This window comes from Methanosarcina mazei S-6 (genome assembly GCF_000970205.1).
Taxonomy (GTDB): Archaea; Halobacteriota; Methanosarcinia; order Methanosarcinales; family Methanosarcinaceae; genus Methanosarcina; species Methanosarcina mazei.
This window is the reverse complement of sequence record NZ_CP009512.1, coordinates 3021780-3034850: the sequence shown is the minus strand read 5'-3', so window position 1 is coordinate 3034850 and position 13071 is coordinate 3021780. Positions and strand designations below refer to the sequence as shown.

Genomic DNA, 13071 nt, shown 5'->3' with positions numbered 1-13071 from the left:
AAAGGGATATCACTGCAGGATCACGTCTTCTATATTGTGATGACGACGTGCAAGCATTTTCACTTTCTCTATATTCTTACCGTTGCGACCGATGGCAAGTCCCTTCTCTTTATTGGGTACCTCTACATAAGCTAATCGCTTGCCATTTTTATTTGTAAGGTTCACTGAACTTACAGATACCGGTCCGAAGGCGTTCTTGATAAAAGTTACAGGATCCTCTGAATACTCCACAAGCTCAATGGGTTTGTCCAGGGCTTTTTTAACACGGTTTATATTTTCTCCGTTTTTGCCTATTGCAAGCCCCATATCGCCCTGCTTTACAACATACACAAGCCTTTCCTCTTCCGGGATACAGTCAAGTATCTTGGCCCGTGTCATGTTTTCAAACAATGCAATGTACTGGATGCTTTCTGCAGTAAGTCTTATTTCACCCAAGACGCTGCAACTCCTTTTTCTCAAGCTGTAGCTGCAAGTATATCTGATTCGCCTGCATCAAGGATTGCCATGGCTGCAATCGTGAACGGCTTTCCGCATACGGGCCCGAGTTCCACACTTGTGCCTTCGTATTCAAGAACCGGAACATTTGTTTCCTGAACTTTCTTCTTAATATCTGCCGGGCAGTTTGATGCCAGAACCACCATTTTTGCTGAGCCATTTTCTGCTGCATCAACGGTCCTGTTGGCTCCGATTATTACTTTTCCTGTTTTCACAGCCTTAATAAGAGATTTATCAACATTAATCTTCATTTTCATCAACTCTCGTCTCAAATTCGCTCGTCTACTCTATCTCTTTCTAAATAAAGATTCCAAGCTCGGTGAGTATATGGTACTCTAAATACCTGATGCCTTATATCAATTTTCTGGTTATGAGCCTCGCGGACTCAAGTTTCTGCAGCAGGATTTGATGAAGTTTATTAAGGTAATATGTGTCCGATATGGACCCGTCCTGTATCAGATTATACATTTAAATAATTATAGGTCGTGTCCGGGTTTTACCGGACTTCACCCCTCTTCGACTTCAATTTCTTCTGCTGTTTCGATTTCCGGTGGTACTTCCACCACTTTCTCTGCTTTTCTGCTTATAAGGTGTACGTCTCCCGTACCCATGCGGATCGGCTGGCCGACAATGATGTTTTCCGTAACACCCTGCAGCTGGTCCACGTATCCGCGCATACCTGCATCGAGAAGATGGTTCACAGTAACTTCGAAAGCCGCACGGGCAAATACACTTGCCTTTTCACCTGAAATACCGTGCCTGCCTATCTGTTTTACTTCCCCGTCCGAAGTCATAAGGTCTGCCACAAGCATGATGTGCCTGATGTCCACGGTAAGACCCTGTTCACGCAGGGTATCCGTAGCCTCCTTGATGATTGCGTTTCTTGCAGCCTCGATCCCCAACACTTCGTAAATTTCGTTAATGTTGTTTGTGCTGGTTCTGGTCCTGTCCACGCCTTCAAACTGCAGGACTTCACGAAGAGCCGACCCTTCTGTATACAGGGTATATTCTTCGCCCTCTTTTCGGACCACGACTCTTTTGATCCCTTCTATGCCTTTGAGGGTAACATTATGGATGCTCTTTGCAAGCTGGAGCAGTTCCCTGTAAGAAGGCTCTCCGGGAGTGATAACAATCTGGTTGTCTATATCAGGAGAGATGCTGACCAGGACATTGAGCTCTTCATTGAACTTCTCCTTTACCCGGTCTATTGTAATATTCCTGCCTTCCATTGCTTTTTCGTGCAGGTCTATTATAAGCTTCATCTGGGAAAGGTCAGTGGTAACGTCAGCGATATGGTCTATTTTGGTTGCTTCAATCTCCCATGCAAGGGCTCTTGTCTTTTCCCTGTCGTAAGCATAGTCTTCCGGGTGTTCTTTGGAAAGGGCAATTGTCATCATAGGAGTGCTCGGAATCTTCCTTGCATCCACGATTTCAATCAAACGAGGAAGACCCAGGGTAACGTTAATCTCAGCCACACCGGCGTAGTGGAAGGTACGCATCGTCATCTGAGTGCCCGGTTCTCCTATTGACTGGGCTGCAACAACTCCAGCAGCGTCACAGGGCTCAATGCACGAGACCGTATATTCTTCCATTACCCTTTCTATAATCTCTTCCATTTCTTTTTTGCTTACCCCTGCCTTGATAACATCGTCCCTCAGAGTTTTTAAAATGTTAGAAGGAAGTGGAAGGTCCTTTATCATGCTGTCTACTGTGGCTTCGCTGATGCTCATCATGCCACCTCCTTGTTTACTACGGAACGGACAATCCTGTGGATAGTGTCGGGTTTGCTGAAATCACTCTTTGTCGGGTTAATTCCATCTTCCCCGTACTTGAACTGTACAAGCACACCTCTTGTATCCCTTACTGTAAGGTCGTACTGGACCTCAAGGTCCTGAAGGGCATTGACAAGTCTTCTCTGCAGGTAACCTGACTGCGATGTCCTGACCGCAGTGTCCACAAGACCTTCTCTACCACCGATGGCGTGGAAGAAATACTCGGTCGGGTTGAGCCCGCTCTTGTAGCTTGCCTTAACGAATCCGTGGGCATCTGATCCCAGGTCACCTTCAAGGAAGTGGGGCAGGGTTCTGCCTGCATACCCTCTGCGGATGCGCTCACCACGCACTGCCTGCTGGCCGACACAGGCTGCCATCTGAGTAAGGTTGAGGATAGAACCTCTGGCTCCCGAACGAGCCATAATAACTGCAGAGTTTTCAAGACCCATGTGGCTGTCTGCTATGTTACCAGTCTTGTCTCTGGCTTTACCCAGCTTCTGCATGATACTCATTTCAATTGTTTCGTCAAGGGTCCTTCCCGGGAGGGGGTCAAGCTCTTTATTTATGTATGACTTGATAAGGTTCTGCACGGCATCTTCAGCCTCTGTGAGGACCTCATTGATCTGGATCCTGGCTTCTTTCGGGATATCTTCATCAGCAATTCCGAAACTCAGTCCCGTGCGCATGATTGCCCTGATTGCCAGTTTAGTCATGTCATCCACAAAGCGGGCTCCTGCTTCGGGGCCAATTTCCTTGATGATGCGGTCCTGAATCTTTCCTTTGAAAGCCCCTATTGCCGCTTCGTCTACGGTACCTGTAATGAGTTTTCCATCCCGGATTACCACATAGGCATCGTTCGGGCATTCTTCTTTCTTGCAGGTATCGCAGTGTGAGCAGACCTGAGCTGAGAACTCTGCATTGAGACCTTCAGGCAGGATCTGGCTGAAGATCTGTTTTCCTGTCCAGTACGGTTTTCCGTACTCATCATGCCCTGCAGGTTCAGGCAGGCTGCGTGCGCTGCTCTTCCTGAGAAGGTCGTAAGCATCAAAACTGGAAATTCTGTTTTCAAAACGGGTCAGCAGGAAAAGACCCGAAATGTGGTCGTGGATCCCTCCGATAATGGGACCTCCGAAACGCGGGGAAAGGATGTTCTCCTGGACCTGCATGAGGATCTTTGCCTCAGCCCTTGACTCTTCTGTCTGGAGGGCGTGCATGTTCATTTCGTCCCCGTCAAAGTCAGCGTTATACGGAGGACAGACAGCAGGGTTCAGCCTGAAAGTTTTGTTCGGCAGCACCTTTACTGAGTGTGCCATGATACTCATTTTGTGAAGAGACGGCTGCCTGTTGAAAAGCACAGTATCGCCGTCTTTTAACTGGCGCTCCACAGTCCAGCCGAATTCCAGCTTCTCGGCGAGGTCTTCCTTATTCATATTGGTTACTTTTATGCGCCTGCCGTCTGACCTGAAAACGTAGTTTGCTCCCGGGTGGATATCTTCACCATTCCTTACATAGACCTTGAGCTGTTCGATGTTCCTTGGGGTCACCACTGCAGGCATTGTCAGGATCTTTGCAATGGGCATGGGCACACCGACTTCGTTTATGCTGAGGTTCGGGTCAGGGGAGATAACAGTACGGGCTGAGAAGTTAACACGCTTACCTGACAGGCTTCCCCTGAACCTCCCTTCTTTACCTTTTAAACGCTGGGAGAGGGTCTTGAGAGGCCTTCCAGACCTGTGCCTTGCAGGCGGAATTCCTGAAACCGAGTTGTCAAAGAATGTGGTAACGTGATACTGGAGAAGTTCCCAGAGGTCCTCAATGATAAGCTGTGGAGCTCCTGCTTCCCTGTTTTCCTGGAACCGCTGGTTGATCCTGATAATGTCTACCAGCTTGTGGGTCAGGTCGTCTTCACTGCGCTGCCCGGATTCCAGTGTAATTGAAGGACGTACGGTAACAGGGGGTACCGGCAGGACTGTAAGGATCATCCATTCAGGCCTTGCGTTTTTCGGGTCCATCCCTACAACCCTTATATCTTCGTCAGGGATGTTTTCAAAGCGGTCCCTTATCTCGGTAGGGGTCAGCTTCTCTCCGTTTTCCAGGTACTCGCTGGGCTTTTCGAACTTGATTTCAAGTTGTTCTTCATTGCAGTAAGGGCAGTTTTTCACCTTGCTGGCTTCTTTATATACTTCATTAATCAGGTCATCAGGCATGTGCCCGATCTCTTCGACTGCAGTAAGCTGGTCCAGAAACTGCTGCTTCTGTGCCGGTTCCAGAAGGATCTTGCTGCATTTCCTGCAGGTTGCCCTGAGAAGTTTTCTGATTACTTTGTTAAAACCTACATGGACAACAGGGGCAACAAGTTCAATGTGCCCGAAGTGTCCAGGACACTCACCCGCCCTGCCAGAGCAGGTCTTGCAGCGAAGCCCGGGGTCAATAACCCCGAGTTTTGTGTCCATAAGCCCCATGTCAATTGGAAACCCGTCGTCATCATAAGTGTCAGCCGTGATAATGGGGGTTGCACTCATCTTACGGATTTCTTTTGGGGACATTAAGCCGAATTTGATAGAAGAAATTCTTTTAGGAATTGGAGGTACGTTTGCCATATGTCCACCTCACTTATACAGCATCTTCAAGGTTAAGCCTGGGAGCGACTCCAAGAGACTTAATTTCGTCAAGTAACAGCTTGAAAGCATAGCTCATCTCTACAGGATATATATCAGTGTCAGCACCGCAGGCCGAACAGAAAGCTACGTTCCTCTGCTTGTCGTATGTTGCAACCATTCCACAGTGCGAGCAGACAAGTTCAACCACTTTGTCAGACTCGTCAAGCAATCTTTCTTTTAAGGACATGGCTGCTCCGTGCCCTACCAGAACATCACGCTCCATTTCCCCGAACCTGAGACCACCTTCCCTTGCACGACCCTCAGTCGGCTGACGGGTAAGCACCTGTACGGGTCCGCGAGACCTTGCGTGCATCTTGGAAGTAACCATGTGGTGAAGTTTCTGGTAAAGGATTACACCAACGAAGACATCTGCAGGGATCATCCTGCCTGTTGCTCCGTCATAGAAAACCTCTTTTCCTGTGTGGGCAAAGCCGTGTTTTTTCAGGGCTTCTCTTAAATCGTCCTCTTTTTCTCCTGAGAAGGCTGTTGCATTTACTCTTCTGCCTTCCATTGAGCCCACTTTCCCGCCGATCATTTCCAGGACGTGTCCTACAGTCATACGTGAAGGAATTGCGTGCGGGTTAATCATCAGATCGGGGGTGAGACCTGATTCCGTAAAAGGCATGTCCGCAATAGGGACTTTTAAGCCGATAACTCCTTTTTGCCCGTGCCTGGAAGCGAACTTATCCCCTATGTCCGGGATCCTCTCATCCCTTACCTTTACTTTGGCAAGGCGGGTTCCGTTAATGGATTCTGTAAGAATTACTGTGTCCACAATCCCTGTTTCGTTAGACCGCATGGTAACAGAGCTTTCTCTTCTCTGTTCTACTGCAATCCCGAAATCAGAAGGCTCTTCAAGGAACCTGGGAGGGCTGGTCTTTCCTATAAGCACGTCATTGGGACCTACAGGGGTCTCAGGGTTCACAAGCCCATCCACGTCAAGGTTTGCATATGCTTCTGCACTGCGGGCTCCGCGGTATTCGGAGTCAGGAATTTCGAATTTATCTTCCTGTCCACCGGGGTACCTTCTTTCTTCACCCTCAAAAGTCCTGAGGAAATGACTTCTCCCGAGCCCTCTGTCGATTGAACCCCTGTTGAAGATCAGGGCGTCTTCAATATTATATCCTTCATAAGACAGAATTGCTACTACGAAGTTCTGGCCTGCAGGTCTGTCATCGAAGCCTATTGCTTCGGATGTTCTTGTTCTGGTGAGTGCCCTCTGAGGATAGTGAAGGACGTGGGCACGGGTATCCGGCCTTAACTTCTGGTTTGCTGTGGAAACTCCTATACACTGTTTGATCATGGCTGCACCCATGGTATTACGCGGAGATGCGTTGTGTTCCGGGTAAGGAACCATCCCGGTACAGATGCCGAGCATCATTTCGGGGTCGATCTCCATATGGGTATGCCTGTCAGTAATGTCGGACTCATAGAGGGCAATGTATGCGTTTTCCTCTTCTTCGGCATCCAGATACTCCACACAGCCTTCTTTCACAAGGTCGTCAAAACTGATTTCCTTGTTCTTCAGTTTCTGTACATGCTCTTCGGTTACTTTGGGAGAACCATTTTCCACAACCAGAAGAGGTCTTCTTGCCCTGCCCATATCGGAATTTATAATTACTTCCCTGGTACTGTCATTTAGAGCTATATTGACCTGTCTGGATATGAATCCCTGCCGCCTCATTTTTCTGAGCTCTTCTACGAGTTCCGCAGGGTTGTCATGAGTCCCGACGAGCTCTCCGTTTATGAATACTTTTGCTTTAGCCATCTGACATCAACCCCTCAGTCACCATACATAGATCCAGAGTCGTCCATATCTGAATAATCGTAGAAATCATCATCTTTGAATTTGGTTTCGGGTTCAGGAGTTTCTTCAAACTCTTCAACAATCTCTTCCCCGAATTCATCGAGTAATATTTCTTTTATTTTTGCCGGGATTTCTGGCACTTTCACAACCACTTTTTCGACATTAAGGTCGTAGAGTATTTTTTTCATGTTCTCTATTTCTTCTGTCCCGGTTGAGAGTTCGACCATTTCTGCAAAGTTCTTCACAAGGCCACAATTCGGACCTTCTGGAGTTTCGGAAGGACAGAGACGCCCCCACTGAGTTGCGTGCAGGTCACGGGCTTCAAAGTGAGGCTGGGCACGGGAAAGTGGTGAAATTACGCGGCGAAGGTGAGAAAGTGTAGAAATGTAATCGTTCCTGTCAAGGAGCTGGGAAACACCTGTCCTGCCTCCTACCCAGTTTCCTGTTGCCAGCGGGTGTTGCAGGCGGTCAGTTAAAACGTCTGCCCTTACAATTGTGGCAACATTAAGTTCCCTGTTCCTCATGTTTGCGCGTTCGAGCTGGTACTTTATGTCCCTTGCAAGCCTGTTAAAGGATACCCTGAAAAGGTCTTCCATCAGGTCGCCTGCGAGTTTAAGCCTTTTGTTTGCGTAGTGGTCTTTGTCGTCTTCGGTACGCTTTTTAAGTGCCAGCTCAAAACAGGACTCTGCCATTCTTGCGAGGAAATGAGCTTTTGAGACCCTGTCTCTGACGTCGTTTCCAAGGTGTGGGAAAAGATACCTGTCAATTACGTAGTTTGCCCTTTTTATCTGGTATTCCTTGGCCTGCCCTGCAGCAACCCTTGCCCCGATCTTCTCGATTGCCTCTTCCTGGGTTTCGACTTCGGCTTCTTCAAGGTTTTCCAGCATGAACTTGATAATTTCGGGATCGCTCGAAACCGCATTTACGATATCTTCGTCAGTTACTATCCCGAGAGCCCTCATAAGTGTAATAAAGTACACTCTGCCGGATATCGATGGGAAAGAAACCTCAAGCAGGGACTTCCTGCCTCTCTCCACAATTACGAGTGCCCTGTATCCTCTCTTCTGTGAGAATACTTTTGCAACCTCTATTTCATCACCGTAGCGCTCTCCGAATTCAACAAGGATTTTGTTGGGAGCAAGGTCCTCAAGGGTCATAACTACCCTTTCCGTACCACCGATGATGAAATATCCCCCGGGGTCAAGAGGGTCTTCTCCATAGCGGACTTTCTCTACCTCACTGAGTCCGAGGAGGTTACAGATTTTGGACTTGACCATAACAGGAAGCTGCCCGATTTTTGCTTCCATTGCCTCTGACTCTATCCCGTCTTTTACGACACTCATTTCAAGGTAGAGGGGGCCTGAATACGAAAGGTTTCTGAGCCTCCCTTCATTCGGGTAAAGCTTTTCAATCGCTCCGTCTGCCTCCTTCACCACCGGATGCTCTACCCGGATCTTGCCGAGCTTGAGATAAGTGTCCTCAATGTCGGTTTCTATTATTCTCTGTTCATCAATGATCTTTTGCAGCCCATAGTCTATAAACTTATTAAATGAGTCTATATGGTGCTGCACTATCTTGTCCCGTGTAAAATAGGCCTGCGACAGTATACTGCTTTCTAACGCGATGATAGCACCCTCTTTGCTTTGGTAAAATGAAAATCAATAAATGGTGATCCTTCATGTCTGGATCTTATGCAGTCGTTGAATCTTTCCGTATGATGGTGCATGGGATTCAAAAAGATATTCAGTGAAAAAAATATGATTTTGAAAGCGGTTTTAACTCCCCTCCGCTTACTCAATCACGAGTCTGTAATAATCTGCCTCCCCTGCAGTCTGACTTTTTCTTGTTATTTTCACGACATCTCCGACGACAGCTCCTATTTCTTTACAAACAGGATCCTGCACTTTGATTTTCGGAAGTTGTTCCTTTTCAATAAAATATTTGCTTAAAACAGACTTTAACTCGCCCTCAGACATGATTTCATGCTTGGGGACCGCCTCATGGTCGAGCAGGCTGAACTTTGTCAAATCCTTTCCTCCAAAAATAAAGCATTCAAAAAACTTGATTAGATTTCTCCAGCGGATGGCCTTTCCGCCAGTCATAATAAAGAACATGGCGGGCCCGTAGGGATTTGAACCCTAGGCCGACTGGTTAAAAGCCAGTCGCTCTGCCTGACTGAGCTACGGGCCCAGTTTGTTTATCTCTCCACCTCTATGTTTTGCACCACTGAATGCCAATTTCTCAGCATGCAACCCTGCTGCCCCGCTGCATCAGGGAGCACCTCTTTCACCGGTGCAACCCTCTAATTATAGCTATACTATTTATAACTTATGGTGAGTTCCGTTTTTATCCCTAAATTTTTGAAAATCTTTCGTAAATTTATTTGTAATGTGGGGATTTTATACAAATATTTTTCTGATTTTTCCAGTAAAATATATGTACGATTATTTTCACTTTTTTAAAAGTAAGGCCAAAAACTGAATAAACTGAATAATTCCTCCATATTTTCGGGTAAACTGAAACTTTTGCCCTGATTTTAAATAACCTCCCGATTTCCCGATAGTCACCCTCTAAAATGAAGCATCAATTAACAAAGCATCGCTTTCTAAAAAAGAGACACATCTGTGAGAATTAAACTGAAAGTCTCCATACTTAAGTAGTTGTTCTACCTGTTAAGGGAATTTTAACTTAAGGACTTTAACTGATAGTTCTTCTTATTTTTCTTTTATTGCAAATTTTATGCAGAACTCCGTTCCACAATCCCCGTTTACTCCAAGTTCCCCGTCCATCTGGTCTACAAGGGCAGTAATCAGCTGCATACCAAGAGTTTCAGGATTTTCCAGATCAAGGTTTTCAGGAAGGCCTGTTCCGTTATCCGAAACTTTCAAAATGAAGATGGTGCCTTTACGATCTTCGTTTTTACTTTCAGCTCCTGTATTATATTTCCCATTTAACTCCCTGTAAAGTTTAATTTTAATTTCTCCTTTTCTCTCTGGAAATGCGTGTTTGAGAGAGTTAGAAACAAGCTCATTGATAATCAACCCCAGAGGGATGGCAGTATCCATGTCAAAGAACGTATCTTCTTCCAGATCCATGTTTAAACTGATATCCGCATTTCCAAGGGTGTAAGTATGAAATAGATTCTTAACGAGTCTCTGGAGGTACGGGGAAAAATTCAATGTATCTTTTCCCCTGCCTTCATGAAGCTCTTCGTGAATCAGGGCAATAGATATCACTCTGTCCTGGCTTTCCCGAAAAGCGTTCAGAACTTCCGAATTCTCAACGTATTTCCTGTCTCTGAACTTTTCAGCCTGGAGGTCGAGTAAGGAAGAAATTACCTGCAGGTTATTCTTGATCCTGTGGTGAATTTCTTTTTTGCGGGCAATCTCAAGGTTTACAAAGGCTTTTTCAGCCTTTTTACGCTCGGTAATATCCTGAACTATTCCTTTTACTCGAACAGGGAGATTTTCATCCTTATATATAAAATCTGATTTTATGTGAAGTGTACGTTCTTCTCCATTAGCTAAAACAATTCTAAAATCAAGTCCAGAAGTACGTATATTTCTTGTATAATCATTGACTTTACAATAGTAGTCAAGGTCGTCGGGATGAATATAGTTTAAATATTCATCTAGAGATGGTGCTAATTTTTGAGGATCACGTTTGAAAATTCGATACATCTCTTCGGACCAGTACGCTTTATCAGCCACAATGTCCCATTCCCAGTTACCTATGTGAGCCATATTTTGAGCTTCAGCAAGACTCTCTTCTCTTTCTTTCAATAACACATATGCTTTTTCAAGTTCTACTGTGCGCTCTTTAACCAGATTTCCCAGATTCTCCAGGGTATTTTTCAACCGGGATTCTGCTTCTTTTATATCCGTAATGTTATGGGAAATTACAAGGATAGAGGTTACTTTGCCATCAATAAACTCTGGTACTACCTGTGTATTAAAGTAGTATTCTTTTCCTTGAGATGACGTATACCCGAATTCCATTGATTCGGGCTTTCCAGTGGCAAAAACTTTTTCGTGGTGGCTTTCCCAGAGCTTTACCTTCTCAGGATCCATGCCCAGCTCACTGTGAGTTTTCCCGATGATTTCTTCCGGAGGACGCCCATAAGGTTCCTCAGCAGCAGGGTTTACATAGATGTGGCGGTTCTGTCTATCAAAGCGGGAAATTATGTCCGGGGAATTTTCCGCCAGTGTACGGAAGTTGTTCTCACTTCTTATAAGGGCTTCTTCAGCCTGCTTTTTTTCGGTGATATCGCGGACAATACCTGCTCTAAAACGAGTCGTGCCGGTTTTATCCCTAATGATCGAGAAATGATCGGCTAACCAGTGGTATTTTCCGTCCTTGCATTTGAAACGGTACTCTTGTGCCCCAAAACCCTCAACTAACGATTGAGCACTTTCCTGATCGACAAGAGGACGATCATCGGAGTGAATTCGGTTCAGAAGACCATTATTGATGGTCATTGCATTTATTTCCCTGACAGAGAAGCCTGTAATCTGCTCTATCACAGGGCTCATATAATCGAAGTGGTTATTCTGGAAATCCATGCGATATGCAGAATCGAGAGAGTTCTCTAGAACTGAGCGAAACCGCTCATCGCTTTCCTGCAGAGCAGCAACCAGAGAATCGCATTCTGCAAGGGACTGTGCCAGTTTGAGATTGCCGTAGCTCAACTGTGAGAGTATATTGGCGAACCCCATCAAAAAAGCCATACCTGCGTCAACAGTCTCCCTGCTTAACCTCGGAACTTTTTCAAGCGCTGATATGTATTCATCCTCATCGAAGCCGTATTTCCGGGCTTGAGATCGGAAGAATTCGTAGTCCAGAGACTCATCTTCAAAGAAAAATTGCCCTGAAAAGATACTGCCGACCTGCTGACCTGCCACCATGATAGGAGTTACCACATCCCACAGGTTGTTCTTGCATTTGTACATCCTGTATTTTCCCGGAGTAGGGCCCCTGGACAGCTCCATGTCACTTTCTATGCAGTGCCTGCATGTTTCGGGGTGAACTCTGTGGAATCTGGTGCAGATCTCCTGCCATCCGACACATGCCAGAACATTGCCTTTGAGGTCGTTCAGACCTGCAGGGAAGGAAGTAAGCTTATAAAAATCATCCATAAGCGATTGAATTACCGGGACGTCTATAATCTCAGAAAGCTCAAAGTCGTATGTGTCATTTACAGGCGAGAGAATTTTCTCAAGCTTTAGCCTGGCGTGTTGCTCACTCCGGCGAAGTGCATCCTCAGCCTTTTTGCGTTCATTTATATCACGGGCAACATGAACGCTCCCAATGAGTTTTCCTTCTAAATCATGGAGTGGAGACACACTTACTAAAAAATAACCTTTTAAAAAGTCTTCAAAAACCTCTGCGGTATGTTCAAGTCCATCTTTAATCAGTTGCCTGTAAGGGCAAAAAGAGGGAGGTCCGTCTGTCCCATGGATAGCGCGATAACAGGTCAGGCCTGTACATTCTTTCGCTTCCATGCCGAGCCTTGCTGCCATTGCCCTGTTTGCCCGGACAATCCTGTACTCGGTATCAATTATGGCTATAAGGTCCGGGACAGAATCAAATGTATACTCCCAGTTCTTTGTGGCCTGAATAACTGTTTCTTCTGCTTTTTTGCGTTTTGGACTCTCTATCTTCTCCCATCTTCTTCCTTTTTTAATTAACGTAAACTGGTGGTTAGCAACAACATCGATAATATCGGTTGCATTGCAATTATCGAGAGAATAAGCACACATCGATATTATCTTGCAGTTACCAATGGCACTATCTATTTTTTCTTCGTAACCAGTGAAATTGTCCCAATCTGCTTTTTTCAGCCAGGAAATATTTCCGCCTGACCTCAAACCGCAATATCCATTATCTATGGCACGATTGAACCTTTCAGTCCCTTTATTTAAAGCCCTGGAAGAGTCAAAAGCACCATTTTCCAGATAAAAAAAGGTTTCCGGAATAATCTCTATCTGTCCTTTCTCAAGATAAATCTCAATATCAGGAACCGCTTTTTTCAGGAATTTTTTTGCTTCTTCTATGCCCAGAGGTTCTGAAGTAATCCAGAGGCATAATTCATTGTTTTCGAGTCCCGCTTTAAAATAAGGAATAAATATCTCTATCAAATCTTCTTTTGTCTGGTAAAACTGGCAGAAATGAGTCCCCCATGGGATATCCCCAATTGCATCAATTCCAGACTCCCTGTTTTGTCCTTTCATCCCATCCCCTTCTCCGGGCCTGTTCCATCATTACAAGAGTTATATCTCCAAGAGTTATATCTCCAAAAATAATGTAGTGCTATCTGTGATTTTAATATTTCGTGAAA

The 13071-nt window shown here is 45.6% G+C and carries 8 protein-coding genes and 1 tRNA gene; all 9 read right to left on the bottom strand.

From position 1 onward, the window contains the following. Positions 1-9: 9 nt before the first annotated feature. The 9 genes from MSMAS_RS12950 to MSMAS_RS12910 all read right to left on the bottom strand — a co-directional run bounded on the left by MSMAS_RS12950 (position 10) and on the right by MSMAS_RS12910 (position 12964). On the bottom strand, positions 10-435 hold the full coding sequence (locus MSMAS_RS12950) for a NusA-like transcription termination signal-binding factor (RefSeq protein WP_011034195.1): 426 nt from the start codon (positions 433-435) through the stop codon (positions 10-12). Positions 436-455: 20 nt separating this feature from the next. Then, positions 456-746, bottom strand: coding sequence for a 50S ribosomal protein L30e (locus MSMAS_RS12945; RefSeq protein ID WP_048037331.1), 291 nt, complete (start codon positions 744-746; stop codon positions 456-458). 255 nt (positions 747-1001) lie between these two features. Next, on the bottom strand, positions 1002-2225 hold the full coding sequence (gene rpoA2 / locus MSMAS_RS12940; RefSeq protein WP_015412427.1) for a DNA-directed RNA polymerase subunit A'': 1224 nt from the start codon (positions 2223-2225) through the stop codon (positions 1002-1004). After that, complete coding sequence (locus tag MSMAS_RS12935) at positions 2225-4867, bottom strand: DNA-directed RNA polymerase subunit A' (RefSeq protein WP_011034198.1); 2643 nt, start codon at positions 4865-4867, stop codon at positions 2225-2227. The genes rpoA2 and MSMAS_RS12935 overlap by 1 nt, the downstream gene beginning before the upstream one ends. 13 nt (positions 4868-4880) lie before the next feature. Next, entirely contained in the window at positions 4881-6695 is a 1815-nt protein-coding gene (gene rpoB / locus MSMAS_RS12930; protein ID WP_011034199.1) for a DNA-directed RNA polymerase subunit B, read from the bottom strand. A gap of 14 nt (positions 6696-6709) precedes the next feature. After that, a complete protein-coding gene (locus MSMAS_RS12925) occupies positions 6710-8305 on the bottom strand; it encodes a DNA-directed RNA polymerase subunit B'' (protein ID WP_048041049.1) in 1596 nt (531 codons plus the stop codon). A gap of 219 nt (positions 8306-8524) precedes the next feature. Beyond that, positions 8525-8761, bottom strand: a complete 237-nt coding sequence (locus tag MSMAS_RS12920; RefSeq protein WP_048037333.1) for a DNA-directed RNA polymerase subunit H — start codon at positions 8759-8761, stop codon at positions 8525-8527. 86 nt (positions 8762-8847) lie between these two features. Beyond that, positions 8848-8924, bottom strand: a tRNA-Lys gene (locus MSMAS_RS12915). Positions 8925-9448: 524 nt separating this feature from the next. Further along, positions 9449-12964 carry a PAS domain S-box protein gene (locus MSMAS_RS12910; protein WP_080942084.1) on the bottom strand — a complete coding sequence of 1172 codons (3516 nt, stop codon included), beginning with the start codon at positions 12962-12964 and terminating at the stop codon, positions 9449-9451. Positions 12965-13071: the final 107 nt, after the last annotated feature.